This is a genomic window from Pseudomonas petrae (assembly GCF_021728295.1).
GTDB lineage: Bacteria > Pseudomonadota > Gammaproteobacteria > Pseudomonadales > Pseudomonadaceae > Aquipseudomonas > Aquipseudomonas petrae.
In genome coordinates this window covers 26,258-52,494 of record NZ_JAKJXE010000023.1, presented here as the reverse complement: position 1 = coordinate 52,494, position 26,237 = coordinate 26,258, and the positions used below count along the sequence as shown (strand labels likewise).

39 protein-coding genes are annotated in these 26,237 nt (G+C 60.0%); 2 read left to right on the top strand and 37 right to left on the bottom strand.

Annotated features, from left to right (window positions below; all coding sequences use genetic code 11):
• Nucleotide 1: 1 nt before the first annotated feature.
• The 25 genes from L4G42_RS25560 to L4G42_RS25440 all read right to left on the bottom strand — a co-directional run bounded on the left by L4G42_RS25560 (nt 2) and on the right by L4G42_RS25440 (nt 18,487).
• On the bottom strand, nt 2-598 hold the full coding sequence (locus L4G42_RS25560) for a YmfQ family protein (RefSeq protein WP_237261351.1): 597 nt from the start codon (nt 596-598) through the stop codon (nt 2-4).
• Nucleotides 589-1,626, bottom strand: coding sequence for a baseplate J/gp47 family protein (locus L4G42_RS25555; RefSeq protein WP_237261349.1), 1,038 nt, complete (start codon nt 1,624-1,626; stop codon nt 589-591). The genes L4G42_RS25560 and L4G42_RS25555 overlap by 10 nt, the downstream gene beginning before the upstream one ends.
• Nucleotides 1,616-2,014: a phage GP46 family protein gene (locus tag L4G42_RS25550; RefSeq protein ID WP_237261381.1), complete on the bottom strand. Its 399-nt coding sequence runs from the start codon at nt 2,012-2,014 to the stop codon at nt 1,616-1,618. The genes L4G42_RS25555 and L4G42_RS25550 overlap by 11 nt, the downstream gene beginning before the upstream one ends.
• Before the next feature lie 2 nt (nt 2,015-2,016).
• The gene (locus tag L4G42_RS25545) at nt 2,017-2,532 is read right to left on the bottom strand and encodes a phage baseplate assembly protein V (protein ID WP_237261347.1); all 516 of its coding nucleotides are present in this window, start codon (nt 2,530-2,532) and stop codon (nt 2,017-2,019) included.
• Nucleotides 2,529-3,632: a phage baseplate assembly protein gene (locus tag L4G42_RS25540; protein WP_237261345.1), complete on the bottom strand. Its 1,104-nt coding sequence runs from the start codon at nt 3,630-3,632 to the stop codon at nt 2,529-2,531. The genes L4G42_RS25545 and L4G42_RS25540 overlap by 4 nt, the downstream gene beginning before the upstream one ends.
• Before the next feature lie 6 nt (nt 3,633-3,638).
• Nucleotides 3,639-5,006 carry a DNA circularization protein gene (locus tag L4G42_RS25535; RefSeq protein WP_237261343.1) on the bottom strand — a complete coding sequence of 456 codons (1,368 nt, stop codon included), beginning with the start codon at nt 5,004-5,006 and terminating at the stop codon, nt 3,639-3,641.
• Nucleotides 5,007-7,169, bottom strand: a complete 2,163-nt coding sequence (locus L4G42_RS25530; protein ID WP_237261340.1) for a phage tail tape measure protein — start codon at nt 7,167-7,169, stop codon at nt 5,007-5,009.
• A 190-nt stretch (nt 7,170-7,359) separates the two neighbouring features.
• Nucleotides 7,360-7,656 carry a phage tail assembly protein gene (locus L4G42_RS25525; RefSeq protein WP_237261338.1) on the bottom strand — a complete coding sequence of 99 codons (297 nt, stop codon included), beginning with the start codon at nt 7,654-7,656 and terminating at the stop codon, nt 7,360-7,362.
• Complete coding sequence (locus L4G42_RS25520; RefSeq protein ID WP_237259337.1) at nt 7,653-8,000, bottom strand: phage tail tube protein; 348 nt, start codon at nt 7,998-8,000, stop codon at nt 7,653-7,655. Before L4G42_RS25520 ends, L4G42_RS25525 begins: the two co-directional genes overlap by 4 nt.
• A gap of 56 nt (nt 8,001-8,056) precedes the next feature.
• Nucleotides 8,057-9,556, bottom strand: coding sequence for a phage tail sheath subtilisin-like domain-containing protein (locus tag L4G42_RS25515; RefSeq protein WP_237261336.1), 1,500 nt, complete (start codon nt 9,554-9,556; stop codon nt 8,057-8,059).
• Entirely contained in the window at nt 9,553-9,729 is a 177-nt protein-coding gene (locus tag L4G42_RS25510; protein ID WP_237261334.1) for a DUF2635 domain-containing protein, read from the bottom strand. Before L4G42_RS25510 ends, L4G42_RS25515 begins: the two co-directional genes overlap by 4 nt.
• Nucleotides 9,726-10,313 (bottom strand): phage tail terminator protein, encoded by a 588-nt coding sequence (locus L4G42_RS25505; protein WP_237261332.1) that lies wholly within the window; start codon nt 10,311-10,313, stop codon nt 9,726-9,728. The genes L4G42_RS25510 and L4G42_RS25505 overlap by 4 nt, the downstream gene beginning before the upstream one ends.
• A 15-nt stretch (nt 10,314-10,328) precedes the next feature.
• Nucleotides 10,329-10,790, bottom strand: a complete 462-nt coding sequence (locus tag L4G42_RS25500) for a hypothetical protein (protein WP_237261330.1) — start codon at nt 10,788-10,790, stop codon at nt 10,329-10,331.
• Entirely contained in the window at nt 10,783-11,145 is a 363-nt protein-coding gene (locus L4G42_RS25495) for a phage head closure protein (RefSeq protein ID WP_237254972.1), read from the bottom strand. Before L4G42_RS25495 ends, L4G42_RS25500 begins: the two co-directional genes overlap by 8 nt.
• Complete coding sequence (locus tag L4G42_RS25490; RefSeq protein WP_237259332.1) at nt 11,145-11,441, bottom strand: head-tail connector protein; 297 nt, start codon at nt 11,439-11,441, stop codon at nt 11,145-11,147. The genes L4G42_RS25495 and L4G42_RS25490 overlap by 1 nt, the downstream gene beginning before the upstream one ends.
• Complete coding sequence (locus tag L4G42_RS25485) at nt 11,441-11,782, bottom strand: hypothetical protein (RefSeq protein WP_237261329.1); 342 nt, start codon at nt 11,780-11,782, stop codon at nt 11,441-11,443. Before L4G42_RS25485 ends, L4G42_RS25490 begins: the two co-directional genes overlap by 1 nt.
• A 53-nt stretch (nt 11,783-11,835) precedes the next feature.
• Nucleotides 11,836-13,056: a phage major capsid protein gene (locus L4G42_RS25480; protein WP_237261327.1), complete on the bottom strand. Its 1,221-nt coding sequence runs from the start codon at nt 13,054-13,056 to the stop codon at nt 11,836-11,838.
• Nucleotides 13,053-13,697 (bottom strand): HK97 family phage prohead protease, encoded by a 645-nt coding sequence (locus L4G42_RS25475; RefSeq protein ID WP_237254976.1) that lies wholly within the window; start codon nt 13,695-13,697, stop codon nt 13,053-13,055. The genes L4G42_RS25480 and L4G42_RS25475 overlap by 4 nt, the downstream gene beginning before the upstream one ends.
• Nucleotides 13,681-14,898: a phage portal protein gene (locus tag L4G42_RS25470; RefSeq protein WP_237254977.1), complete on the bottom strand. Its 1,218-nt coding sequence runs from the start codon at nt 14,896-14,898 to the stop codon at nt 13,681-13,683. The genes L4G42_RS25475 and L4G42_RS25470 overlap by 17 nt, the downstream gene beginning before the upstream one ends.
• Before the next feature lie 2 nt (nt 14,899-14,900).
• On the bottom strand, nt 14,901-16,586 hold the full coding sequence (locus L4G42_RS25465; protein WP_237261379.1) for a terminase large subunit: 1,686 nt from the start codon (nt 16,584-16,586) through the stop codon (nt 14,901-14,903).
• Complete coding sequence (locus L4G42_RS25460; RefSeq protein ID WP_237261325.1) at nt 16,586-17,080, bottom strand: terminase small subunit; 495 nt, start codon at nt 17,078-17,080, stop codon at nt 16,586-16,588. The genes L4G42_RS25465 and L4G42_RS25460 overlap by 1 nt, the downstream gene beginning before the upstream one ends.
• A 163-nt stretch (nt 17,081-17,243) precedes the next feature.
• On the bottom strand, nt 17,244-17,561 hold the full coding sequence (locus L4G42_RS25455) for an HNH endonuclease (protein WP_237261323.1): 318 nt from the start codon (nt 17,559-17,561) through the stop codon (nt 17,244-17,246).
• Between the two features lie 32 nt (nt 17,562-17,593).
• A complete protein-coding gene (locus tag L4G42_RS25450) occupies nt 17,594-17,782 on the bottom strand; it encodes a hypothetical protein (RefSeq protein WP_074891356.1) in 189 nt (62 codons plus the stop codon).
• On the bottom strand, nt 17,742-18,128 hold the full coding sequence (locus L4G42_RS25445; protein ID WP_237261377.1) for a hypothetical protein: 387 nt from the start codon (nt 18,126-18,128) through the stop codon (nt 17,742-17,744). The genes L4G42_RS25450 and L4G42_RS25445 overlap by 41 nt, the downstream gene beginning before the upstream one ends.
• Nucleotides 18,129-18,169: 41 nt before the next feature.
• Nucleotides 18,170-18,487, bottom strand: a complete 318-nt coding sequence (locus L4G42_RS25440; protein ID WP_419789408.1) for a phage holin, lambda family — start codon at nt 18,485-18,487, stop codon at nt 18,170-18,172.
• 402 nt (nt 18,488-18,889) lie between these two features.
• On the opposite strand from L4G42_RS25440, the gene L4G42_RS25435 reads away from it, so the two are divergent.
• Entirely contained in the window at nt 18,890-19,216 is a 327-nt protein-coding gene (locus L4G42_RS25435; RefSeq protein ID WP_237261319.1) for a hypothetical protein, read from the top strand.
• A 249-nt stretch (nt 19,217-19,465) separates the two neighbouring features.
• On the top strand, nt 19,466-19,738 hold the full coding sequence (locus tag L4G42_RS25430; RefSeq protein WP_237261317.1) for a hypothetical protein: 273 nt from the start codon (nt 19,466-19,468) through the stop codon (nt 19,736-19,738).
• A gap of 58 nt (nt 19,739-19,796) precedes the next feature.
• Here L4G42_RS25430 and L4G42_RS25425 read toward each other — a convergent pair whose 3' ends face one another.
• From L4G42_RS25425 to L4G42_RS25370, 12 genes are read right to left on the bottom strand one after another with little or no spacing between them, the layout of a single operon-like run.
• Complete coding sequence (locus L4G42_RS25425; protein WP_237261315.1) at nt 19,797-20,180, bottom strand: antiterminator Q family protein; 384 nt, start codon at nt 20,178-20,180, stop codon at nt 19,797-19,799.
• On the bottom strand, nt 20,177-20,464 hold the full coding sequence (locus L4G42_RS25420; protein ID WP_237261314.1) for a hypothetical protein: 288 nt from the start codon (nt 20,462-20,464) through the stop codon (nt 20,177-20,179). The genes L4G42_RS25425 and L4G42_RS25420 overlap by 4 nt, the downstream gene beginning before the upstream one ends.
• Nucleotides 20,457-21,833, bottom strand: coding sequence for a replicative DNA helicase (locus L4G42_RS25415; RefSeq protein ID WP_237261312.1), 1,377 nt, complete (start codon nt 21,831-21,833; stop codon nt 20,457-20,459). The genes L4G42_RS25420 and L4G42_RS25415 overlap by 8 nt, the downstream gene beginning before the upstream one ends.
• Nucleotides 21,830-22,609: an ATP-binding protein gene (locus tag L4G42_RS25410; RefSeq protein WP_237261310.1), complete on the bottom strand. Its 780-nt coding sequence runs from the start codon at nt 22,607-22,609 to the stop codon at nt 21,830-21,832. Before L4G42_RS25410 ends, L4G42_RS25415 begins: the two co-directional genes overlap by 4 nt.
• Nucleotides 22,606-23,364: a hypothetical protein gene (locus L4G42_RS25405; protein ID WP_237261308.1), complete on the bottom strand. Its 759-nt coding sequence runs from the start codon at nt 23,362-23,364 to the stop codon at nt 22,606-22,608. The genes L4G42_RS25410 and L4G42_RS25405 overlap by 4 nt, the downstream gene beginning before the upstream one ends.
• Nucleotides 23,361-23,588, bottom strand: coding sequence for a hypothetical protein (locus tag L4G42_RS25400; RefSeq protein ID WP_237261306.1), 228 nt, complete (start codon nt 23,586-23,588; stop codon nt 23,361-23,363). Before L4G42_RS25400 ends, L4G42_RS25405 begins: the two co-directional genes overlap by 4 nt.
• On the bottom strand, nt 23,585-24,169 hold the full coding sequence (locus L4G42_RS25395) for a hypothetical protein (protein ID WP_237261304.1): 585 nt from the start codon (nt 24,167-24,169) through the stop codon (nt 23,585-23,587). Before L4G42_RS25395 ends, L4G42_RS25400 begins: the two co-directional genes overlap by 4 nt.
• Nucleotides 24,166-24,930, bottom strand: coding sequence for a BRO-N domain-containing protein (locus tag L4G42_RS25390; RefSeq protein ID WP_237261302.1), 765 nt, complete (start codon nt 24,928-24,930; stop codon nt 24,166-24,168). Before L4G42_RS25390 ends, L4G42_RS25395 begins: the two co-directional genes overlap by 4 nt.
• Complete coding sequence (locus L4G42_RS25385) at nt 24,927-25,211, bottom strand: hypothetical protein (protein ID WP_237261300.1); 285 nt, start codon at nt 25,209-25,211, stop codon at nt 24,927-24,929. Before L4G42_RS25385 ends, L4G42_RS25390 begins: the two co-directional genes overlap by 4 nt.
• Nucleotides 25,208-25,441: a hypothetical protein gene (locus tag L4G42_RS25380; RefSeq protein ID WP_237261299.1), complete on the bottom strand. Its 234-nt coding sequence runs from the start codon at nt 25,439-25,441 to the stop codon at nt 25,208-25,210. Before L4G42_RS25380 ends, L4G42_RS25385 begins: the two co-directional genes overlap by 4 nt.
• On the bottom strand, nt 25,438-25,737 hold the full coding sequence (locus tag L4G42_RS25375; protein WP_237261298.1) for a hypothetical protein: 300 nt from the start codon (nt 25,735-25,737) through the stop codon (nt 25,438-25,440). Before L4G42_RS25375 ends, L4G42_RS25380 begins: the two co-directional genes overlap by 4 nt.
• Nucleotides 25,734-26,105, bottom strand: a complete 372-nt coding sequence (locus L4G42_RS25370) for a hypothetical protein (protein ID WP_237261297.1) — start codon at nt 26,103-26,105, stop codon at nt 25,734-25,736. The genes L4G42_RS25375 and L4G42_RS25370 overlap by 4 nt, the downstream gene beginning before the upstream one ends.
• Nucleotides 26,106-26,237: the final 132 nt, after the last annotated feature.

Below are 26,237 nucleotides of genomic sequence, written 5' to 3'. Positions count from 1 at the left end.
CTCATGAGTAATTGATATGCGGCACGGTGTGCGCCGGGGCATAACGGCTGATCAGGCACTCAAGCGAGCTGCCGGCATTGGTGCCGAACCGCTCGCCCCAGAAGCTCGCACCGAACCGGCGACCCAGCTGCAGCCTGCCGCCGGTGTTGAGCGTCCACATGAACTGGGCGCTCCAGGTTCCGAAGTGACTGACGCCAAACCGCGACCTGCCAAAGCGGGGCGCTCTGTACTGGGTGATGGTGGCGTTCGGGTAGCCCTGGCTTTTGGCGATCGCTATGAAGTAGGACGCGCGCTGGCTGCCCACCGCGATGAGGCGTTGTTGCACCGCTTTCTGTCGGTCGGAAAATGAAGGCGTGAGCCCAAGGCATGCATCGGGCAGATCCATCACGGCCTCCCAATCCGGGACGAGTTCGGTCACCAGCGTGGGGTCCATCTCAGAATTCAGCGCAACGGCGCGCGCATCGATTCGCGCCATCTCCTGCGCCAGGCCCGCCAGCACGATGCCCAGCTCCGGTACGCGCTCCATGTCCCAGGCCGGCCCTTGCGGCAGCAGCGCATGCAACTGCGACAAATACTGTTCGGCGGTCCTCACTGCCATGTGAAAGTCCCCACCGTTAGCAGCTCATTGGCGTTGGCAGGGACGTCGGCTGCAGGGCTTATCACCACGCTATCGGTCTCGCCTTCGGCGCCACTGACGGCCTCCCGGATGTGGCTGATCAACAGCTTGCTGCCCAACCCCGCCCGTCGCTTGTGCAGGTCCGCAAGTTCAGCTACCACCGCGGCCCGGACAGCACTTGTGTCGGGCGTAAGCTTGATCGTGTAGTTCACGGCCTTGAGGACCGGCGCCGAGGCGAAGACTTCGGCGGTAACGGGGGCCTTGCTTTCGAGGTAAGCCTGGACAGTGGCGACCTCGTTGGCATCCGGAATGATCGTTGCGTCACCGTCGCGCACGAAGAAAACCCCGACGGAGCCGGGGCCCAGATAATTTTTAACCGTCCAGGCGCGCGTCACGCCGGCGCATTCCAGCGCCCATGTGACGTAGTCGTCGGCGTCACCGCCGTGAGGGATAACCCGATAGCTGCGACTTACTCGACTGCGCAGCGATTCGACCGACTCCTGATCGCTGCCGCCGGTGAGACCCGGTGCCAGAACGGTGAACGTCTGATCGACGCCTACTACCGGCTGCACCAAGGTCAGGACCAGCCCCGCCGCAGCGTTGCCCAGCGCCCCACCTTCCACCGCCTCAATCGAGGCAACGTTGAGACCGGCCGTCGTGGTAACCGAGGTTACGACGCGGTACTGCCGGCCGTCCGTGGCCTGCACCACCCGATCGGCGTCCAGCACCGCACCGGTAGCCGCCTGAAAACTTGCGGTACCGCTGGAGCTTTTGGCGGCGATACGCGGCGTCTCCAGCCGAAGCAGTCCCTGCCGCTCGAGCATGGCTTCATCCGCGGTGTCCGGCAGGATCTGCCGGGCGATCCAGTCGAGGTAGCCGTACAAGCCGTAAGCCGTACCGCTGATGGCACGGGCAAGTACTTGCGCGTCGGATTGGCGCAGCGCATCACTGGCAAGGTCCGCAGCGGTTCGGGTAATCAATGTCGGCAAGTTAGGAGTTTCAAACGGCATAGAGCACCTGCCAATCTTCGTGTGGGTAAATGTCGAGGCGTTCGCCGCTCGGCAGCGTCAGGACCACCCCCATGTTCAACCGGGAGTGCCCCGTCCTCTGCGTCAGCACCTGCACGCCTGCAACGTGGCCATCATCGATCAGCCACTTCAGCGCCTCCTGGGCATACATCACCGCAGCACCGATGGTCTCGGCGGTGAGCTTGCGGCGGCGCAACAGCCAGAGCCGTGAGCCAATGCGGTCATTCGCCACCAGTGGGTAACTGTCTCCCCACCAGCCGAAACGCTCATCGTCGTCTGCCCGGTCCGACGTGTTGGCTCGGCGCCATGTGAACAGGCTGATCTCGACTGCACGCCGCAGGCTGACCTCGACGTCGTCATTGATGATCACGCTCATGCGCCACCTGCCGGAACCGGCGGTCCGCTCTGATCGCTGCCTTGCCGAACACCGGTATGTGGGTGGTCGATCTGGCTGACGCCACCGGCAACCTGGTCGCCCTGACTGACGATCTCGCCTGTCTGGGTGATCGTCGGGGTGTTGAAGTTGACGGCCGTGGCCGCCGTGATGTTGAGCGTGTCCGTCTGGATATCGATGATCCGGCCGCGCTTGAGGTGGATCTTGTCGCCTTCGTCGGTGTAGATCGCGACCTCACCTGCGGCCAACGCCTGCAACCGGTAGCGCCGGTCAGCCACTACAATCACAACGCCGTGCGACCGGTCCCCACCCATAAACGCCGCAAGGCCCTCGGCCCCTTCGTGCGGGCAGCTGGTGAAACCGTAAGGCTCCAGATGCTCCATGCCGTCCTTTACTTCGCCGTGTGTCAGGCGCATCTGCAGGGTTTGCAGCTTGCCGGTGGACTTGGCCAGCGCCACCACCCCACGCGTCAGCATGTTCATTAGTCGGCTCATTTATCTTGGTAATCCGCTGGTAGGAGGTATTCGACGCTGTCGCCCTTTTTCACCTTGCGGTGCTTGTGCGGATCGTCGGGTTCTTGCAGATACCCTTCGGGCGGCCCGACACGCAGCTGGCAGATAGTCCCCTGGTCATCGAGGCGGTATGTCACCTCCGCGATAAGCATGTCGCGGTCATAGCCGATTACAGGGTCGATCACCCTGACGATGGTGTTGGGTATCCAGAGCGCGCCGTTTGCCTGCCGCCAGCCCTGCACCTCGTAGGTCGTTTCCAGCGCCTTGCCCAGCGCGGTGCCCCGCTCCCAGTTCGCCCGGTCAGCGGCCATCTTGTCCGTGAGCTGCCCGCTTTCGTGGATCACCTTGACCCGCTTGCGCGTCATACGCGGATCGCTCACCGAGGCATTTACCTCCGTGGCGGTTTTGGCGAAATCCTCGTCGGTACCGGAGCGCTGACCGATGACGCGGTACTCGGAAAAGACCTGGGTGAAATCCAGAGCCGCATCCGCCTTGAGCACGTTGCCGCCCAACCGCAGCGACTCAGAACAGCGGCCCGCGCTCCCCACCTCGGCCAGCACCACTTGCCCCTGCGCGTTGTCGGTACTGAACACCCGGAACAGGGTCAGCAAGCGGTCAATGGACTCGAAGGCGGTCTCGCCCGGCTCGATGGTGTGGTCGGTCAGGCCGCTGGTGGCCGCTATTTCGCTTTTCACGGTCAGGCCGTACACACCCGCGATCGCCTGGACGATCTTCTGCACGCTCTGGCCCTTCCATTGGCCTGGCTGGTTGATCGCGCCACAGTCGATGAGGTCAGCGGTAAGCGACCGGCCAGTGATGGAGGTGGTGACCTTTTCGTGGTCGTAGCTGATGGGTGTGGCGTCCACCCATCCAGTGATCACCAGATCACCCCCGATGCGCACCTCGCAGCGCGCACCTTGCTTTACCGGCCGGAGGATATTTTGGCCCGGCCACTTCCAGGTGATGCCGATGCTGAAGCTGCGCGCCTGGCGCTCAAGGCCGGTGCTGATCTCGACCGAGGTCCAGCCGGAATAATCCAGCCCGTCGACGGTCAGGGTCACGGCCGTCGTCGGATCGGACATGCGCTGTTACTCCCTGGCGACTTGCAAAGGTGCGGCCGGCACGAAACCGGGATGATTGATTTTGTTGCGCTGGACAATTTCACCTTCGCGAGTGGCGTCGCCGAAACGGCGGTAAGCCAGCACCACCGCGGGCACGGTTTCCAGCGGGGTCACGCTGACCAGCTGCACCCCTGACGCGGCCACGGCCGTGAGGTGGCGCACCACCTGCTGGCGAGCAGCATTGATTGTCGGGTAGTAGGTGGCGTCCGCCTTGAGCGACGCCTGCCAGAACGCCTGATCGAGAGAGTCCCGAGCCGCAATCACATCCTGCGCGACGGGCACCTCGGCGCGAACGACAGGGTGGATCAACTGCTGCTCAACAGACGGCGTGCTTTCCAGCGCCGAGGCTGCGGAATTAACGGGCATCTGCGCCACGGTGGCTGTGGCCTGTACAAGCACCGCATCCTGGACCAAGTTCGCCAGCGCCTGAGCGGCGGCCGTGGTATCGGCGCCGCTGGACACCGGCACGTCGTTGATCGACGCAGCGTCTTCAGCTTGGCTGGATACGGTGGCCACCGCGTTGCTGTAGCTGTCGAACGTCGCCGCGCCAGCGCTGGTCGGGCTGGTCGCGCTGCTCACCGTAGCTGAGCCCGCCGAACTGCCCGCATTGCCAACACTGCCGCCACTGCTGCCGCCAGGTTTGAAAGATGAGCTCGCACCCTTCGGGGTCGACAATCCCAGATCGCTAAAGTACCCGCTGAACAGGCTGGACAACGAACCGGGTGTGTTAGTCAGCATCTGGGCCAACGAACGCACCGAACCAATGGCACCGCTTAAGGGCGAAAACTGTCCCGTCAGAACACCGAACACGCCGGTCAGCCCATTCTGCAGGCCGATTAGGTTGATTCGCGCAGTGTCCACCTTGGCCATGGCCGACTTGTACCGATCAAGCGCACTGCTCCAATAACTGGCCGAAGTCTGCGCCGTCATCCGTGCAGTGTTGCTGCGCACCGAAGGGTTCGCCTGCGCGTTGCCGGGGTAGAACGTCAACTCGAAAGTGACCATCCCCCCTTCTCGCCGGCTGTGCGCCATTTCTGCCGCGCCAGGCACTACCAGCATCTGGCCGAGCCAAGGATGCACCAACGTGCCCTCGCCTTCGGTTTCCAGCGCCTTGAGCAGCTTGTCGCGCTGCTCGAAGCAATCGGGCCCGATCACATAAGCCTTTACCCTGTGAATCCGGGCCACCTTGCCCATCTGCTCGGTGTAGGCCTGATCGCGCTTGGGGTATTCGTGCAACTGGACCTTACGGCCCACCGGCGTCGAAGTGTCCTCGATGAGGAAAGTCACGTCCCGGAAAGAGGCCGGCAGTAACTGCTCGCGCCAGGTGTCAGCCATCTACTGCGCTCCTGATAGGGATCGATAACCGACGTTGGTGCTGACCTTCAGACCCGGCTGATCGGTCTTGGCGGGTTGAGGGCGTACGCCGCGTGTGTCGCCCTCCAGCCGGATGACCAGCTCGCCGTTGAGTTGTGACCTGTTTGATGCGCCGGCAAGCAGATTGCCCGGCGCCGGTAGAACGGCCCCGGGCAGAAGCGGTGTTGGCGTGCTCAGGTTTGGGCCAGCAACACCGGCGACAGGCTCGGCCTGCTTATTGATACCGGCCGCAAACCGTCGAAGCCCCTGTGTGCCGTCGTTGATCACGCCGGCGCCGAGAGAGGTCGGATCGGATTTCGAGAAAAAGTTGCTGACTTCCCCCGCCTTGCCTTTGACCCAGTCGGAAGCGGCGCCCGCTTTGTCACCAGCCCAATTTCCGGCATCCGTCAACGGCTGGATAAACGGCCGGATCTTCTCGAACAAGCCTTTGAAGTAGGCCACCAGCGGATCCCAGGCGGCAGTGACGATCTGCACCGGGTCGAATCCGATTTGCTCCTTGATCCAACTCCACGCCGCCGACATCGTGTCTTTGATTCCAGTCCAAGCCGCTGCTGTCACCGCGCGAATCACATCCCATAACGCACTGAAGAACTCGGACAGCGGTTGCCAATTGCGGGCCACGACAGTCATGGGCGCCCAGTTAAAAGCAGACTTCAGGAATTCCATGACTGATCCGGCCGCCGCTTTGACGACATCCCATAGAGCGCCCAAAAAGGTACTGATGGGTTGCCAGTTGGCAATAATCTGCCCGACCGGCGACCACTTAAACGCCTCCTTCATCCACCCCCAAACGGCCATGGCCGGGCCTTTGATGCTGTTCCACAACTGCTCGAAGTAAGGAGCCAGGGTGTCCCAGTTTGCGACGATCAAACCTACGGCGGCGGCGATGGCCACAGCAGCAATCCCGATGGGTGTGGCGGCGAACGCCAGCGTCAGCAGACGCGTGGCAACCATCGCGGCCAAAGCACCGACTCGGATTGCGGTGAACGCTGCGCCTGCCGCAGCCAAGCCTCTGACGAACATCGGGTTGGCCTGAATCAAGTCGCCCACCTGGCTGATAAATGGCCGAAGCTTTTCGACCACCGCATTGAGCACAGGCAAAAAGGCGTTACCGAGCGCGATGCCGGCTCGGCTCACCGCATTGCGCATGAGCGTCAGGTTGTTTTCAGTCGTGGCGGCTCGCGAGGCGTACTCGGCCTCCATTGAGCCAGCGTATTGCGAAGCATCACCCGTCTTTTTCAAGTTGCTCTCGAGCAGCCCGAGATTGGTCAGTAGCGGCGCGATGGCGGCGACGGACTCAGTCCCGAAAAGATTGGTCAGTAGCGCTGGGCGCTTGACCGCATCCACGGCCGCAATGCGTTTTAGGACGCTGACCATGGTGCCCTGCGCGTCTTTCTGCATGCCCGCCGCCACAGCTTTGGAATCGAGCCGCAACGACTTGAACGCATTGGCCTGGCTCTTTGAAGCAGCGCTGCCTTTGGTAAGGGACAACATGAAATTCTTGATGCCGGTGGCGGCGACTTCCTGCTCGACACCTACTCCAGCCATTGTCGCGCCCATTGCTGCAATCTGGCCCGAGGCCACGCCCGCGACTTCACCCAAAGGCCCCACCCGGGTCACGATGTCGGAGATCTGTTTGGTATTGGCCGGACCGGTGTTGCCCAGATAGTTGATTTTGTCGGCCAGTCCCACCACTTCGGCCTGAGTCATTTTGAAAGAGGTTCGCCACTTCGCCATCATGTCGCCGCTTTCCTCGGCGGTCTGATCGAAAGCGATGCCCATCTTGACCGCATCCTGAGCGAAGCCCAGCAGTTCGCCGCGACCGATGCCGGACTGTCCGCCCGCGGCGACAATCTTGGCGATATCGTTGGCGGCCATTGGCAGGCGCTCCGACATCTTGGTGATGTCTTCGCCCATTGCCTTGAATTGATCAGGCGTGTCGAAATTGACGACCTTGCGCACGTCCGCCATGGCCGACTCGAACTGAATCGCAGCGCGCGTGCCCATGACGAAGGGCGCCGCGAGCGCACCGCCTGTGACCACGTCTCGGAAACTGATGTTGCCCAGGCCGGTGTTCTGCAGTCCTTTGCGAAAGCCCGCCACGTTCTTGCGGATCCCGGCCAAGGTCGGCGACAGCTTGTCGACGCCGGTGATCAGCGCCTTGAGCTGAAATTGATCTGCCATCAGTCCACCTGCAGCGTGCGGTTGATGCGCTGAGCCTGCGCCAGCGATTCAAGAAAGATATCCAGCGGCCTGGCCATCATCTGTTCGGGGTCAACCTTCCAGAAGTAGGCCAGGTCGTAGACCAGAGCGATCAGGTTGTCGAGACTTTCGACGCCGGGCTCATGAAAAAACCCGCCACCATCCACGCCAGCGAATTGAGGTCTGCCAGGTCCAGCTGGTTGACTGCGGACGGCGGGATTGCTGCGCATACGGCGATGTACTTGGCTGCAACGTCCAGATCCAGACAAACCGCTTCGTCCGCGTCGATCTTGTACGGCAAGGCCTTGATCGCCCGGGCTTCCTGCGACGTCGGACGGCGCATGTCCAAAGCTGTCAGCTCTTCACCGTGCGCCTGAATGGGGAAACTGAGTTTGAAAGATTCGCTCACAGCCATACCCCTTTGATGCCGTCGAACTGCATTTCAATGGTGCCCTCTTCGCCGTTCGAGCTGGGCTGATCGACCAGGTAGGCGCCGGAGAGCGTGTAGACCTTGCCGTTCTTCAGCTCGGCGGTGATGGTCATGTTTGTGCCCTCGGTCAATGCCTTGAGCGGGAAGTTCGGCGTGTGCACGGCAGAAAACTTCAGCCAGGGGGCCTTGTCCTCTTCCTTGTAGTAACCGGGCACGATCGTCTCCCGGGTCTTATCCATCAGCGGAGCTTCCACGCCGCCTTTGAGGGTCAACTGCGTGCCGTCGACCTTGACGTAGCACGTACCTGCAACTTTCTGCCCCATGGGTGGGCCTCCAAATGAAAAACCCGCACATGGCGGGCCTGGATGATGGGACAGCGTTATGCCGCGTCAGCGGCGTACTGCTGCCGGAACTGGTTCAGGAGCGCGAAGATGCGCAGCCCGTTCACATAGTCCGGCGGATACAGCACATTGACGCGGGTCGGGGTGTTGGGGTCGCGCTCGACAATCAAGTACTGCGCGAACAACCCGGCGTTCTCGACGTGGCCGTCGCGCTCCAGATTGCCGTACTCGCTGATCAGCTCACCCTTGATGACGTTCGGGGTGACAATTGGCTGGCCATCGCCGAACTGGGTGCCGTCGTTCGCCAGCTTGTGCCGCCCGTACTTGCTGGTGATGATGCTTTTGAGCCGACGCACGATGTACGCGCTCTGATGCATCGTTTCGCTGTCCAGGTACGAATCATCAGCCTGACCATAGGCGTTCTTCTGGTAGGTGGTGATTGCGCGCTGAATGCGCATGTAGCCGCCTTCGTAGAACAACGTGGCGATGCCATATTGCAGCAGCGAGTTGAACTCGGTGAGCGTGAAGCGGGAGCCTTCAGCTGCTGGGTCAATCCCGACCAGAGCGCCGGTTTGCGTTGGGCGGCTGGCATCGGCGGAAATGAACACCGCCTGACGCGCGGCAGCAGCGGCGGCAACGCGCCAGAACGGCTGCGGAACACCGGTTTCAAAGCCATAGATGGTGGTGTGCTGGTCGTTGCGCAACTGCCCAGCGGCAACCAGAGAACCCAGGGTGCCGCGCAGTGCTCCGTAAACATGGCCATAGAGCTGTTTGGCCCACGACCAGCGGCCACTCGCATCGCCCATCGCCACTTTCCAGGCATCGAGGGTGGTGGTATCCGCCCACGGGACGCAGATGAACTCGAACGGCGCATCACCCAACGCCGCAAGCGTGGCCGCGGCATCAGGCGTGCCCGCGCCAGCGGCCATAGGGGCAACCACCGCAGTGAGCCCGGCGGGGGTGTATTCGCCATTGCTCTTGCCCAGTCGGTTCAGCACCAGGCTGATGTCGTTGCCCGAATCACCCAGCCACTTGGCGGTGAGCGTTACGACGCCGGCGGCGGCCACTGCGCTGACCGGAAGGTCCGCCGTTGCATTGATCTTGGTCGCCAACGCGGAAGCCGCAACAGCAGCGGCCGCGCCAGACGCCACGGTTGCCTGAATGCGAACACCGCCCACATAGAGATTGATCAGACCAGTCTCTGTTGCGGTTCCGGTCAGTGTGACCTTGCCCGAGGCGGCGGCGCCGGTTGTAGGCTTGACTGGCAGACACCAGATCTCGCCGACAGGATCGTTCTTGCGCCAGGTGTCATACATTGCCGCCAGCATCGAGCCTTGGCCGCCGATGGTCTTGGCCTGCGCCAGGCTGGACACCAGCACCAGCTTGCCGATCTCTTCGGCGGTTGAAGTGTCTTTGACCTGCCCGACAATCAGCCGGCGCAAGGCGCTGGACGCGCTGTTTGCCATGGAATTATCCATCTCGGCATAGAACAGCGGCACGCGGACGTCCGCGGGGATCTGTTGAAATCCTACGCTCATTTGGTCGCGACCTCTTTGGCAGGAGGGTTAGGGATCACGACGTCGCCATCAGCAAGACGGCGGCGCCAGTAGGCGTCATCGGGCACGTCGCGCCCTCCAGGCAGCAGCAGTTCCCCGGTTTCTGGATCGGGCACCGCGCGCCCCTTGGCCGGCACCACAGTGATGCGGTTCATGGCAGTTCCTCTTTGAGTTGAAATTCAATGCGCCCATCCGGGCCGGGGTACTTCAGGTTGCGGTCTGCCGGATCAATGCAGTCCACGTTGATGTCCATGCCTTCCAGCCTGGGCAGGCCGTCGAGCTCCAGCTCATGCCAAGTTTCAGCAGGGTCTGTTTCAGCGTTGCGCCCCAACTGGAAGGCGGTGACGAACGAATAGCGGTAGATCACCAGCGCGCGGTCGATCTGCATCAGGTCGCCACCGTCGTAGGTGATGGGTTCGTATTCGACGCCAGGCTTCCAGCCCACCAAGGCCCGCCACAGCTCTGCGCGGATGTCGTGCAGCACGTCTACCGCCAGTTGTCCGCGCTGATCCTTGGCGTCCAGGATGACCACCACATCAAAGGCGTCCGTGATGTCTTGCCGGATGCCGTTCTGCAGGTCGTTGTCCGTGGCGTCATCACCGGTCGCGATGACGAACGCACCAGGCCGGTCAACCTGCTGACTTGCTTTCACCGCGTCGAAGTCGATGCCGCCCGCCACGCGCCCACCGAACAGCGGGCAGCGCTGCCGCAGGTGCAGCACCACAGGAGTGATTTTCATTGGTGGTCTCGTTGATCAGCGCAGAGCGGCAGCGAAGGCCTGCTTGAGAATGGAGCGCACGGCGTCCTTGCTGTTGTTGAGCGAGTCGACCATGTAGTTCTCGCGAGGCTCTATGCGCCACGCCCCGGTGGCTTCCTGCTTTTTATGGGACTTGCCACGTTTGGCACTGCGGCGCACGCCGTACCAGAGATAAGCCGGGTAGAAGTCCTTCATGTCGGCCGTCTTTTGCGGTTCGATCTTCACCAGGAAGCCAGCACGGCTGACCCGGTATGTGATCGAACGGCGTAGCCTGCCCTTACGCATGCCGGGGTACTGGCCTTTTCCTGACACCGCGCGCTTGCTGACCAGCTTTCGGCCCTCGGCGCGCACCAGCACACCGGCCTTGCGCATGCCTTTGCGGATTTCCTTCTTGTCGAAATCGAGCTTGCCGTAGCTATCGAATCCGCCGAAGTGCAAATAAGCTGCTGGTCTAGCCATAGAGGCTTCCTCCAGGCTGGTCGGACCCGAGCTCTTCCACTTCAAGCACGGTGAATTTGTGACCACCGTTCATGTCGGTCGCGCGCTGCACGCGATAGACGATATCGCCGTGGAGCACTTCAAAGTCAGTCGGCAGAACACCGAGATATCGAAGCGTAATGCGGTGCGTGATTTTGGCAGCCGCCTGGATACTGCCGCTGTAAACAGCTGTTCCGACCGGCTGTATCTGCGCCCAGCGCTTCCTTTCATCCGTGAACAACGAATCAAGGCCGCCATTAGTGGCTGGCATGTCGGATCGGCGACGTAACGTTACGCGCCGGTTCAAATCCCCTGCGCCGGGCTCCTTCATCGCCATCAGAATTTCTTCCTGTACCATAGCAACCGTTCAACTGCCAATGGCACTGTGCTGACCGACTGCCCTGATACGGCTTCTCGATTGGTGTACCAGTGAGCAACCAGAAGCAGAACCGCATGCATGACATCTTTCGTCAGAGTCATCTCGTTCGGGAGCACGGGATTGATTTCCACTAGGCGGCGGTCGCAGTGCTGCTGAACGTGCTCAAGGGCGGCTTCGAGATAACCCTGAATAAGCAAATCTTCCTCGTCGTGGTCGACGCGAAGATGCAGCTTAACCAGGGAGAGATCGATCATTACGGCTTCTCTTTCTTGGCTTCCAGCGCTTTCAGTCGCGCAGCTTCAGCTTCGTCGGCAGCGGCTTTTTCTGCGGCGGCCTGTTCGGCAGCGGCTTTTTCCGCTTCTGCCTTTTCAGCTGCGGCTTTCTCGGCAGCAGCTTTTTTCTCGGCCGCGCTCGCCTGCTTGTTCTCTTTGGGGCCTGCCCCCTCAGTCACTGACACGGCAAGGCCTTTGCCGATCAGCACATGCGCATACTCGTCCTCGACGCTTTCAAGCGTAACGCCGGCGCGAACTTGATCGCTCGCGGTCCCCAGCTTGGCCGCGTTGCCCTCGAAGCCCCACAGAGTTCGGATTTTCATGATTCACCTCAGCAAAAAAAAAGGCCCCATAGGGCCCCTGTGACTGGACGGAGTTACTGAGCGACCGCGAACCGGCCTTTGACGAACGCGTATGGACGGCGAACCGCCAAACCCAGGCGCTCCTCGACCAGCAGCACTCGTTGGTTCTTGACGAAGTCGTCGTTGATCCAGCCCACTTTCACCGTGAAGGCCATACGGTCGTACAAACGCGCGCCCTGTGCGAACGACCCGACCAGGAACTCGCCACCAGTTGCAGCGGTACCGCCGGCGGCCGGGGTGCCTTCATCCATGCTGTCGGACACCACCACTGGGCGGCCCCAGAGAACCGGAGTGATCATGCCCTGCAGGTTGGCGAACAAGTAACGATTGTCCGCATCCTTGAGAAGCTCGATGTTCATCCAGTCCAGGTCGGTCATCACCACGGCATCGGCCGGCCGTTTGGACTGCTTGCGAACCTGGTAGATCGCACGTCGCACGGTGTCGATGGCGGTGTCGCCGGTCATGCCGAGGGCTGCGGCAAACGCCGTGGCCTGAGTCATGATGCCGTTGAGGTTGTTGCCCGTGCCGTCGCCCTTGAGGATCTGACCCTCTTCCTTGAGCTTCAGGTCGTAGCGCAACAGCTCTTGGATGTAGCTGTAGAGCTGCGGGATGTCGTCGAGCGCTTCATCAGTAACAGGCATCCACACCGCCATTTTGCGGACGTTGTCGGTTTTCTGCTCGAAGGTCACATCGCTGGAAGGCTTGGCCGCGCCCTCGGCCACCATGCCAGCGCCGCGGGTGTGCAACTTCTCGAGGAAGTAGCTGTAGCTCTGGCCTTCAACCGGGGTGGTCGGGATCAGATCGCGAATAACCAGGTCTTGGCGAGGGCGGTCCTGAATGACAGGGTCCCATTGAGTTGGGACCAGGCCGGCGCTGGTCAGCTTGGTTTCGGACATGGAGGCCATGTCGGATTTAGTAATCTCGATCTCGGCCTGGTTCTGGTTTTTCTGCTGCAGCGCTTTGTACGCGTCGTTGCCTTTCACCAAGTCGATGAAACTTTTCTTTTCGCCAGCCTGGCCGCGCAGCTGGAGGCCCTTTTCTTCGAGCTTCTGCACTTGCTCGATGATGCGCTCGATCTCGCCCTTCTGGTTTTCGATCTTGGACTTCATTTCCAGCGTCACGGTGTTGCCTTTCTGCAACTCGTCAGCAACGTGGTCGTATTTTTGCTGCAGGCCCTGGAAGCCGTCTTTCAGTTGTTTGTCCAGGGAATCGCGCAGCTCTTTCACTTCGCTCATTGCGATGCTCCAAAATGGTGGGTGAACAGTTGAGAAATGTCTTTCAGCTCATCCACGATCACCGTGGCCGCCGCACCACCATCACGGTGTACAGCGGAGTAGCCGAGCGAAGCGACCGCAGCCGCCTCCTTTTGCGAAAGCCCCATGCGATCGCGCAGGGCCTTTTCAAAAACTCTGATGTCCGACTTCACGTCGGTAACCTGCGCTTCAGGGTTCATGCCGAACGGAACAAGGGACGCCTCCCACAGTTCGGCCTGTTTGATAATTCGGATGCTGCGCCCCTCGCGCTCCTCGTAGGCCGCCAGCAGGGTGTTGAAGCCGATGGACATGCTGTCGAGCGTGCCCTCTTTCATCAGCTCGTACGCATCGCGCGCATAGCTCACAGCGAGATTCACCTTGCCCTTGATGTAGAGGCCGTGCGCATCCTGGCTGTAGTCCGCTGAGCCAATCAGGCGTGTCAGGTCATGAAACAGCGCCAGCTTCAGACGGCCTGCGCGGGTTGTCTTCACCTTCGTAAAGGCTCCCGGCATGATCACGTCATCGCCCAGGTCGACGTTGTTGAACACCGCGGCGTAGCCTTCGAAGTTGCCCGCGTCGTCTACGGCCTTGACCTCGAATGGCACTTCAATTTTTGTCAGCATTGCCTTGCGTCTCCCACCGAGTGACCCGGTCGTATTCTTCTCCCGCCAGCGGCGGCTGGTTTTCCTTCTCACGGACTTCGTTTGTGCTCATCCACCCAGAGCCTCCAGATCCGCCCAGCGCAGCCCGGTAGTAGGCCGCGCGCGCAGTGCTGTCGGCGCGCAACAAACCCTCGACGACAAACTCGACGAATCGGTCTGTGTCGCTGTAAAGCTTGTCGTTGTATTCGTCTTCGATGGCGTCGAGGTAGGGCTTCAGGCCGAACGTCACGAACCCGCTGGTTTGCTGTTCCAGGTTCGAGCCCATGATCGAGGTCTTGCTGGCCCGGTTGGCCAGATACAGAGGCACGCCCCAGACGCCCGCTAAAGCCTCTTCCTGGAACTGTTGGGATTCGATGAACTGGCTGTCTTTCTGGCTCAGCCCGGCGGGCACAATCTTCGGCCCGCCCTGCAAGATCGCCATCTTGCCGATGTCATCCGTGTCGGCCTTGCGGACATCGGGGAAGCGGGACATGACCTGCTCTTGCTGGGCGTCGGTCAGGAACCCATCGTAGATAACGTAACCACCGGAGAACCCGCCTTTGCGCATGAAGCGCGCCGACCAGTCATGAGCCGCTTTCGCAAGTCCCAACGTCTCAGCCTGATGCTCGACAGGCGACATCCCGTTGATGCCGTCAGTGCTGAACAGCTTGAAGTGCAGCATGTTCTGCGGCGATACAGGTGCTCTGTCGCCATCGATGGTGACGTAGTAGATGAGCTGGGAATCAAGCGTATCGACCACCACGTTATCGGGCGATACGAGTGTGGAGCCTATGTGCTCGCCACTGTCCGAGCGCTCGATAATCGCGTAAGCGTTCCCGCGCAACGCCATGTTCACGACAACCGCTTTCAAAAAATTGAGGCGGGTCATGAACGGATTTGGCTTGCGCATGATGCGGCTGGCTCGGTCCCTGTAAGGAACCAATTGCCGCTTGCCGTCTTTGTCGTCGTAAAGCTTGAGGGGCAGCCCGGCGACGGACTCGCTCAGAATTTTCACACATGCCCAAACGATGCTGATGGTCATCGCTTTGGTCGGTGTGACTCTGACCCCGGACTTGGTCGCCTTGCCACCGACGGCCATATCGACTTCGACATAGTCGCCAGTGGCAGGATCTTCATAGCCGAACATCCGCCAGCTCAGCGGGTTGTACCAACGGAATCCCATATTCAGCCTATAAGTCCAAAGAACCCTTTCTGCAGGTAGTTATCCATTCCGCCCTTGGCCTCTGGATTGAGGGCCATCAGCGACACGGCGTTGAACATCGCCATCAGGGGGTCAATTTTTGCGGAGCCGCTTGCCTGCTTTGTGATCAGGATCGCGTTGCCTCTGGGCTCGACCCGCGCGTTACCGCAGCACCAGGCCATCATTGGCTGACCGCCATGAAGCAACCCGCCCTCGGCGAGCTTTCGCTCTGCCGTCTTGATCGCGCCACCGAGTCGCCAACCCTGAGAGATACCTTCGATTTTTTCCCTGGGAATTCCCGCTGACTCAAGCGCATCCAGAATCGCGCCGACACCCGCCGGGTCGAGCCCTGCCTTGTCGAGCAGGCCGGCCTGCTCGACCTGAGCCGCAAGCCCAGCCACCTCTTCAACGTCATCACCTATTCGGGTGACCAGTGTCAGGTGCCCGTCTTTTGCGAAATCCTTGAAACGCGGCGCTTCACCCTTGCGGCGTTCGAGCACTGAGGGGTGGGCCCAAGCGTGCGTCCATAGAAGCCAACGTCGCGTGCCCGTCTCCCGGCCAAGCGCTGCAAAGCCCAACAAGTCATCCAGGCCACCGCCGTCGATGCCGATGTCGATAACCTCACAGCGGTCGATCAGGTCCTGAAGCGTCCGGCACTCGCTTGATGCCTGCACCTCCCAAAAGTCAGTGCCCGCCCAGCGATCCGAGAGCAGCGATAAGCCGATCTCGACGTTCAAGTGCTTGGCGAGAAAACCGCGAAATGATTCTTCGCCGTCGATCTGAGCTTGAGTAAATCCGCGCTCAATGAATGGCTCATCAACGGAAAGGCCCAGATTTGGGTTGGTGATGTAAGCGTTGACGACATCGCGGTGGCCACCAGCGTCGAGCATTGCTTTGGGAAATTCGTACAGCACCGGCAAGAACGACTTGTCCACAATCAGACCGTCACGCACCTGGCGGGCATACAGCAGCTTCTGCCTGAACACACCCGCCGGCGGTGCATCGGACTGGGTGGTAGCCCAGATGATGAAACCCTCTGGCCTTGAAGCCAGGCCGCCGGTGGCTTCGCGCAACATGGCCTCGGCATTGGCTCGCTTGCCAAACACCCAGAGTTCGTCGATGAAGACGCCGATGGCTTTTTTGCCGGAGACCGTTTCGCTGTCCGCCGCCACAACTTTCAGCGTGGCGCCGGTCTCCATGTGAGTCACAGTGCGCAGGTGATCCTGCACCTTGAGCAGTGCCGACAGCTCCTCGTCTGCCTTGACCATGTCCCGGATCGGGAGGTAGGAGTTATCTGCGATCTCCTTGGTAGGCGCCAAGATGATGAACTCACCAGACATGCGCCAGTTCATCACCAAGGCCGTCAACATGATCCCTGCGGCGATTGTCGATTTACCGTTCTTCTTACTGATCAGAAGCATGAACTCGCTGATCATCCGACGCCCAGTGTCTGGGTTGTATGCGCCGAAGATCGCAGCTACGAACTCATTCACCCAGGAACGCACCGTCTCGCACATCAACGGGCTGCCTGTGGCGTCCACCATGCGTAGGGCGCCGAAGACTTCCAACGCCTCTGCGGCTTGATCAGGAAACAATGGCGCAAACGGAATGAGACTTTCGCGGGCGACAATCCGGCGCTCCCAGTCGGGACACGCTGTTGACCACGCCATCATTTAACTGACTGCAATGGGCCCTTCCGGGTACCGAACCGGCCCGCTGCAACCTGAGCAGCTTTGTCTTTGGCCTGCTCTTTCTTGCCGCTCTCTCCCTTGCGGGCATGCACGAACGGCATCAGCGCCTTCGCGGCGTCCACCCGCAGCTTTGCTTCCGAATCAAAATCGTTCATCACGGCCAGAAGGAAGTCTTTCGGATCCGCGTGCATCAGCGCGCGAGCCAAATCGAAGCCGTTGGGCTTCACAGTTTCTGGCGCAACATCGTCAGAGTTGCCCGGCAGTGGAGCTTTAACACCTTTAACATCAGTGTTAACGGGATGCAGGGCGTTGAGCTTGTGCAGCTCGGCGATGACATCGGGATCTTTCGCAAGCCTGCAACCCGCCGAGGAAGCCGTCTTTGCTGGGCATCCGGCTGCGATGGCTGCATTTTTTTTGGACGCACCTTCCCTCACCGCAGCGATGAACGCGCGTTTTTTGGGTGTTAAAGCCATTAACAAAAATCCTGAGCGGAAAAAAATCTGTGAATGCGGGGTGGGCGGTGTCCGCAGGCCTGGAAACCCTATTAATTCACCCCCCCCCCGCACCAGAACGGTGCAGGAAAGACGAACGGTCGGGGTAGTGACGTGCTATATCGGGCCACCGACGTGCCTCAACCTATCCTCGACCTGCCAGCGACTCGGCTGCGGTCTTCAGCTTGTGGCAGGGGACGCAGAGGGTTTGCAGGTTGTCATCGTCGTCTGAGCCGCCCTGCGCCTTGTTGATGATGTGGTCAACCTCAAGCTCTGGGGTTACGCGGCCACACGACTGGCAGGTGTAGAGGTCACGGTGCAGGATCTGCTCACGCTTACGGCGCCAAGCCCTGCCGCCTCGACCCGAGCCCCAGCCTTCACCAGTCTGGGCGGCAGGCTTGCTGCTCAGCCTTCCAGTATCCATCGTCTGAATACGCGGTTTGAGGGTTGTAAGCTTCGTCACTGCCACTCTCCTGAACCGGTCAAGCATGGGGTTTACTTGCTCTGGCTGCGGACGATCTGCGCATCAACTTGGTCAGCGCACGTGTCGAGCAGCTTGATCGCCTGGTCTTTCAGTTCCCACACATCGCCGTTGTCCCGCAAATCGGTATCGTCAGCGTTGACCCGCTCACAGGGGATCAGCTCAGGGGCTTCCAGCCTTATGGCTGTTGTCTTTGTTACCACTTGCGGCTTTGCCGCGCAGGCCGTCAGGCAAAGGCTGAGCAGCCCAATCACGAACAGGTTTGCTGTTGCGCTTGAGATCATCGAATTCCTTCCTCGCCTTCTTGGCTTTGTCTTCGCTGGCCTTGATACGTTTGTTCAAGTCGGCGGTGTACGCGGCGTTTCGAACAGCTTCGGCTTTCAGCGTGGTGATGGTGGCCTGGCTTTCCTTGTTGGCATCGACCGCCAGTTGCTTTGCGTCACGCTCAACGGTCACGGCGCCCTGCAGAGTCACAACGCGGACCTGCTGGATGGCAATCAGCAACCCCATGACGATGGCAATGACGATGGCGACTGCAATGGTTCGCAATGTGGAGCCAGCCTTGGCAACTGCGACAACGGGTTCGAGGCTCATAGTGAGTCCGCCTTGCGGCCGAGGAATCGGATGATCAGTTCGCGTATGGCGGTTACGCCGATGAACCCGATCGTTCCGCCGGCGGCGACCGACAGGCTCGACGGCCATGCCATCCACTCGATGACGCTGCTGGCTGACAGGCTCAAGGCGCCGCAGATCAGCGCTTCAAGCAGGACGCGCCACTTGTTCGCCTCCTTGCCCTCGTACAGCACACGCAGTAACGAGATGGTTGCGGCCATGATCGCTCCTTGCCAGAGCGGATTCGACAGGACGAGCCAGACGTGCGCCCAGAAGTCAGGTGTTTTTTCCGGCATCTTCGTCGACATCCGACAGTCCGCCCTTTCGGGATCGGGGAATGGGTCAGCCCCACAGCACTCCCAGCTCGGAGCGATGGGTGTGGCAGGGCTGAAACTAAAAAGCCCCGGCAAATGCCGAGGCTCGAAATACGCGATGTCTTTCCATCAGTCCGCAAAAGCCGCCCCACGCACTCTCGATATAAGGGGCTCAATGACTGCCGGTGTTATTTCCGTACGCCGCACTTCCGGCTATCGACGTCCAGGCCACTCCCGAAGGAACCACCCTGGCTATGGCGTCCCGCATGAAATCGTAAATTTTTGGCATCACTACATAAGTCAGGCTAAGCAGCTCTGCTGGCGCTGCGTCAGTAACGAGCTCTATGCTGGGTCTTCAACCTGTTCACCTACCAAGGAGCTCCAATGCACGCGCACATCAACCGATTCGACGAGATAGCTGGAAAAGTCCTGCGCGACCTATACGGCAAGTTTCCTCAAGGCAGCCGGCCTAATCCCAAGTCGATCGGGCTGACCGATGAGGAACCAGTACTCGAAAAGGGACGCCAGCTTGTCAGCGCGGAGTGGGAAATCATCCGCGACGAAATAAATCTGGCCCTTCAGTGGCTAACGCTGGAACAACTAATCGCTCAATCACCGGCGGGGCAAAGCTCAACCTTCATCTTGACTTCGAAGGGATTCAAAGCCTTGCAACGCTGGAGCAGCGAATGCGTCCCTCCGCGAATCTCCTGACACCGGCATAAAAAACCCGGCTCAAATATGGCCGGGCTTTCGTCTTCATGTGTGCGTGCCGCGCTGAATCAGCTGAACACCGTGCCATGAAAACAGAGTTATTCCGCGCGTAAAAGTGTTTTTTTTCACTGAGCGAATGATGTCCCGATGATGAGATCAATCCACCGGCCATCGGCAGGACCACCAGGATGATTGTGAGCATAGGGAAGGCGCTCTATAGTGGCGAATTACCATCAATCAGGACATATCATGTTGCCCTCGCAGTCAGACGCCCAGTACCAAAAAGGCAAGGTAGAGAGCGTATTCGTATCGGTTGCCGAGGCATGGCGTGTAGAGCGCTTCATTGACGAATATCTCGAATTACGAGGGTATCAACTCACTGAGAGCAATCGTCTCCTGTTGGCCCAGCAACTCGAAGCAGCCCCAGGCCGTCCTCCCTACAGAATTGAAAGCCTAGTCTCGTGGCTGGATGAGAAATACAAACACTCTCGCCGTACCCTCACGCCTAAGCTGGATCAGTAGCCTGGGGCCGGTAGACCCCGGGCTACATCCACGCTGAACTGAGCGATCGCAGATATCCCTAGGCGGCGTCGCGCAGTTCGGCGACGGCACAGTCCACCCAGGCTACCCCTGCCTGCTTCAGCTCTCTTGCTTTTGCCTCGCTAATGCGAAAATGCTTACCAACACGCAGCATTGGCCACTTGGCGCCGAAATACAGCCAGAGGACATCACCCATCTGCTGGTCGCGTGCGCTAAGCCTGGCCACAGCGCGATCAATCCCCACAGCCCAGTCATCAGTGATGCAGTAAGACTTCGTTGGGCTCGGCAGTGCATCGCGCATCAACGCAAACATGGGCGAAGCATAGCTAGGCACACCCATCCCATCCATACGCCACCACCCCCACTGCTCAAGCAAGTATTCGGTGTCTCCCAACGGACGCCCCAACGGGTTGCGAGTCATCATGCTGCCTTCCTCGGATCTGGTGCGTTTTTCAGGCCAAGCAGATCGCGAAGCATCTTGTCGGCGTGTTTGTTTTTGGCGTTGCCTTCGAGCACCCAGGCTTTCGCATAGGCCTCGAATCCGGTCTGCCCCGATGTACCGTGCCAGTCCGCCACGATGTCCATCAGGGCTGCCGATGCGATTCGGCCGTTGGTTTGCTCCAGGAGCATGCGGTTCCCCATCTTGAGGAACTTGCACTCCACCTGAGTGAGGCTCTTGCGCGGCAGCGCCACAGTTACGTTACTCATGATCTTTCCTCCCCTTGGAGCGTCCGGTGAACTTCAGCACTCGGCCCATCTCCACCTCTTCGGCGCTGGGCGGCTTTCCACCAAACGGCACGAAGCGAACGAACTGGCCTTGAGCCTGGACCAGACAGGTGCCCGGCTTGCCGTGTCGGCACTTGCCCACGATCAGCTCCGTGACGCCGTTCGCCCCCTCGTCGGTATCCGTGTCGCGATGAACCAGAATGACGACGTCGGCGTCCTGCTCGATCTGCCCGCTGTCGCGGATATCGCTCGGGCGCGGTCGCTTGTCTGGGCGATTGGTGGGTCCACGGTTGAGCTGCGCAAGCACGATCACCGGCACCTTCAGCTCCTTGGCCAAGTTCTTCAGCGCCGTGGAGATCTTGCCGACTTCCAGAGTGCGGTTCTGCCCACCCTCACCCGCGATCAGGGTGATGTAGTCGACCACGAGCACGTCCAGCCCTTCCTGACGCTGGCACTGGCGGGCGATTGAGCGAATGCGCGCGACGGTCATGCCGGCCTGATCGCAAACGTACAGCCGCGCTCTGTGCAGGACGCTCACCGCGCTAGTGATGCGCGGCCAGTCTTCATCCTTCAGCGAGTGACCTTCATCCAGCCGGGTCAGATCCACCGCGCCCAGCGAGGCGATATTGCGCGTCACCAGCTCTTCCTTGGTCATCTCCAGACTGAAAACCAAACCGGCGCCGCCGAGCTGGGTAGTCGCGTGTTGGGCAATCTGCACGCCGAGGATAGTCTTGCCGGACGCCGGCAGGCCCGCCACAACCACCATGTTGCCAGGACGCAGGCCCCTGATCAGCTTGTCCAGATCCGGTATGCCGGTCGAGAGCCCTTTCGGCGCCGTGCCAGAGAACTTGGAATCGATGATGTCGATCACCTTAGGCAGGATGTCGCCGACCTTGTGATAGTCCGGCTCGCCATCTTCCAGGTCACGCAGATCGGCCATGGCTTGCTGACCGCGCGCGATGATCTCCGCCACCGGCAGGTCATCATTGGCGGACTCAGTGATTGAGTGGGCGGCTTCAACCACCTTGCGCAAGACCGCCCGCTCCCGGATTACTCGTGCGTACGTTTTCCAGCTCGAGCTTCCTTGGGCGTTCTGATGGATCTGCGCGGCATGAGCCAACATGCTGCTGCCGTCCGGAAGGCGCTCGTGATGGATACTCACGGTCACGACATCAACCGGGTCGCCCGCTTCGTGACAATCCAGAATCGCCCGGTATAACGCAGCATTCTCGATCTCGTGGAAGTCGGCGATGTCGACCTTGCTGGATATCTCGTCGAGTAGCGTTGGCTCTACAAAAATCGCACCCAGCAAACCGAACTCCGCGTCTACGTTGAAAAGATCGCGGCTCATGCTTCACCTCGCGCCGAGGCCCAGTTGAACAACACGGCCGGACCACCGTTGTCGCTGAGTCGGTCCACCACACGATCCCCAAGGTATTTGCGAATCGCTAATATGTTCAGGTTGGAAATCACAATGGTGGGCTGAAGGCTCTCGTACCGGCCATTGATCGTCTCGAACAAGACCTGGCGCTCAAAGTCGCTGCCGTTTTGCACCCCGACCTCGTCCACGATCAGCAGATCGGGTTTCGTCAGCCCCTCGTAGATTTGGGTTTCAGTCAGCGCGGCGTCCTTGGCGAACGTGCTCTTCACGTCCCGAATGATCGACAGCGCCGAGGTGTAGCGAGCCACTGCGCGGAATTCGCGAATGACGTGCTGCGCAATGGCGCAGGCCAAATGAGTCTTCCCGGTACCAAGGCCTCCAAGCAACATCATCGACCGACCCACATTCCAGTTGGCTTCGAAGCCCTGGGCGTATTCACGGCACTGCCGCAGGGCTACGGTTTGCTGCGCAGCGCTGGCAGTGGTCTCGTAACTGTCCAGTGTCGCTTTGCGGAAGCGCAGCGGAATGTCCGAGGCGATGAGAGCCGCGTTCAGCCTGCGAGCATCACGTACTGCGGCGGCCGGCTTGTGGGTCGCATCATCCGGGGAGTGCACGGCATCGAACTGGCACCGAGGACAGCCTTGCCAGAAGTGATCACCAACAAACGATTCCGTCAGGTGGTTGAGGTATTGCCCATGCTCGCTGCACTGGGCAGATTCAGTTTTGAAGATGGTCGGTGCGGTCATGGTTTGGCTACTCGGTACGAACCGTCAGGCTGGCGAACAAGCCCTTCGGTGTGGTCGATTTGATCGAGGTCGGTGTGATGGGACTGAGCGGCTGCCGCCAAGGGTTCGTCTTCCCAGCGATTGCCGTTGATCCATGTGGTCGGGTGGGGGATGAACTGCCCACCGCTTTTCAGCCAGCCCACGCTTTGGCACTGGCGAGCAAGCACTGTGGCGATCACGGCGAACATCTCTTCGGTCACGTTCAGCTTGATCCATGCCTTCTCGGCCTTGACCTTGTCGACCTTGCGGGGATACAGCTTCCAGAATCGCTCGAAGACCACGAAAGTCTCTGGAGTAGTCTTTGTTGTAATCTCTGTATGAAGATCGGGGCATTCTGCCCCGCCCGATTGGGGCAATTTGCCCTCTTCTGATCGGTGCAAATTGCCCTGATCGATCAGTGCACCCGACAGGTAGTTGATCGAGTAATGGTTCGTATGGTCATGCCTGGCCTTAGCTAGCTGCTCAGCCACAATCAGGCCCTGCTTCTGCAGAGATTTGAGGGCCCGTTTGACTGTGTCAGGTGACCAGAACGGAAACTGCCGCTGCCACTGCTCAATGGTGTTGTAAACCCACCGCTGACCGTCGTGCTCGACGCCGGACTCAGTTTCGTTCAACCAGTACTTGAGCTGCTGCAGCACGATTGCTTCGTTCAGGCCAATTCGCTCGGCAAGCAATGGGTTGATGACTAGTGGGCGGAAATTGAAGAGCAGGCTCATATGTGGAGCTCCCGCGTCACGCGCTTGATGAACGCGTCGTAGGACTCGTCCATGACGATGCCACGATCTTCGAGAGCCATCCGGCCAGCCTTCGCCAGGCCGTAAATCTCCCAGCGCTCGCGCTTGGGCAGATGACGACAGTTCGTGTAGTTAGGCCACGGGCCCGCGACGACGCGAGCTGACGGGCGCAGACCTGCAGCGTTGTTCAAGTTGGTCAGGGTCATTGCAGCGTCTCCCCCGCAGGTAGGTACGAGGAAGAACCGATTTTGTCTTCAAGCAAGCGGCGGCACAGCAGGCGCAGAGCCGTCTGGGCGTTCGCCATCGGTACGATCGTGTTGCGGAAGTCCTCAGGCGACAGGCTGTGGTCAGCGCCGAGCAAGTTCACTTGGCTATTATCGCAATCGGTCAACGCAAGGCTGGCAAGCGTGTAGTCGTCGACCTGCTCAAGATGTGCCTCACTGAGAATCACAGGCTGGTCCAACGGCTTACTGACGGGGAGCTGCGTGGGCCCCGGGTCACCGCCGAATAGCCGCGCGCGCAGGTTTTCAATGCGCTTGTCGGAGACCTCTTTGGCCACAGCTCCTGTATGGCGCTCGAATAACGCCGTCAGCGCCCAGTACGCCGCGATTAAACCGATATAGGTCTCATCGTGAAGCCGGATTTTTGCGCCCTCTTCCACCGCATCAATGGCTTCGTCTATGACCTCAAAGCACTTGAGCAGCAACGGGCCGTCGGCATACTTCTTGTAATGGTCGACGTCGAGAACAATGCCATCCATTGTGATGATTGGTTTGGAGTTGCTCATGACTGGACCTCCTGGACCAGGCGGAACCGGCCCTCGAAATATGGGTGGCGCGCTTGGGTCGCGGTTTCCATCTGGCATTCGCTGACGAAGCGCTTGAACGCAGTGGTGACGAGAGTCTTCGCCCACACCATGTACTGGCTTCCGAGAGCTTCCTCGTGGCCGTTGCGCACCATGCCGGCAGGGTTCGGAAGATGTGGCCAGTCCTTCAGAACGTAATCGACCACTGCGCCGGACAGGCCGTAGCGCTTGTTCATCTCGGCCTTAACGCCGGTCAGCGACAAGCAGTTTGATGGCCGGTGATCCCATACATGGAAGCGTTCCATGTCTTCGACTTTGCGCTCGACCCGTACTAGGTCAACCTGCTGCTGGGCCTGTTGCCGTTCCAGGCTGACGAGGATGTTCGCGCTTGCCGCGATCATCTCGGCCTGGGTCATTGGTCTTTGATAGCTGCCTGTTTTGCGGATGGTCGGCAGGACCTCCCCCACCACCCACTCTTCGAATGCCTCGGCCGCAGGAAGACGTGAGCGCATCACCAGACGATAAACATCACGTTCAGGGATCACCTTCACATGCCGGACCTGACCCGTGATTTCGACGGGGTAGGTCTGAGCACCTTTGCAGTGGGTGCGAATGGCTTGGTCGGTATCGACATAGTCCAGCAGTTCGGCAACGTCCCGAGCGATAAACCACGCCTCGCCATGCTCATCCGTGACGGCACGAACGCCGGCACCGTTGAAATCGAACTTCACAAGAGGATTCATGCCGCACCTCCCGCGCCACGATTCGGCATCTCGACGTTTTGTGGCGCAGCGCTTTCGATGGTGTCCATTTCGGAGCTCATGCGATTGGCCCACTCCTCGGCAAAGCAACGCCATTCCTCGGCGTGAGCCTCGCCGATACGCGCCAGATCACCCGCGACATCGCCCAAGGGGAGCAGCTTCGAGATGGCCCGGAATATCGCCTTGGCGTCTGTATGCGCGCAGCTCTGGCTAAAGAGGTCGTCGTAGGCCTCGCTGGCAACTTCTTTGTAGGTGCGAGTCATGACGGCAACCCCAACGAATTGACCAGCTCGACCAGTTCGTTCTGTGCCGCATCTGCCAGCAACAGCACGGCTTCGTGGAGAACCATTTCGTTACTCTGGTCCAATTGGGCCGGAGCTTCATCCGTCGCATCTGTTTTGAAGGAGTCGTTATTGATGAGGACGTCGGCAAGGCCGCGTATCACGCGCAGACTGGTGTCAATCTTGTTGTAGAGCTCGCGAGAAGGGGTCATGGCTGCACCTCAGATTCTCGCGCCACGGTTTCGGATTGCGCAGTTTTATGGCGGAGTTCTTCAATTTCGCGACAGATTTTTTCGTAGTTGCTTGAGGCGGTATTGGCAGCATCGGCAACCAACGTGCGCGCGATATCGATCAGCTTGTCAGCGTGCTCTGGCGCCCCAGGAAGCTCCTTGCCGTTTGCGGCAAAGAAAAGCAGGGCATCAATCATTTCGAGCGCGTAGCTTGCGGATTCGAGATCGAGCAACGCGCCATGAGCGACTTCGAATGCGGGGCGGGTGCGGGCAGTCATTGAGCACCGCCTTGGGTGTTAATGCCCTTTACTTCACGATTCATGTGGAGACGCTCAAGGTAAACATCCCCCGGGTAGTCGGCTTCGCGGCAGCTCAAAACCAAGTCCTTGTGGTGCTCCATACCGCGACGGCGAGCATCAAGAGACTCAGTAACCGCAACTTCAAAGCAGCAGAACTTGGCGCCCGGGAAAACCGGCCTCAACATTTCCATCACCTCAACGGCGAGACCTTTGGTAGCGCACTCGAGAAGCTGCATAGGCGGCTCAACTCCTTGAATGCAGGGGATGACAGCAATCAACTCGCGCACATCTGATTCGCGGGTTTGCTCTTGCGCCTTTGATGGCGCGGTGGTATTTTCTGATTTCATTTTGACTTTCTCAGGGCAAAGTGAACGCGCACTTCCTGCTCTAACAGGTCGTGACAAGATGCTCAGCCAAGGCTGGGCTTTTTTGTGTCCGGTCGAAAAGCTAACCGGACCTCAAAAGGAGGGGCTGGCAGG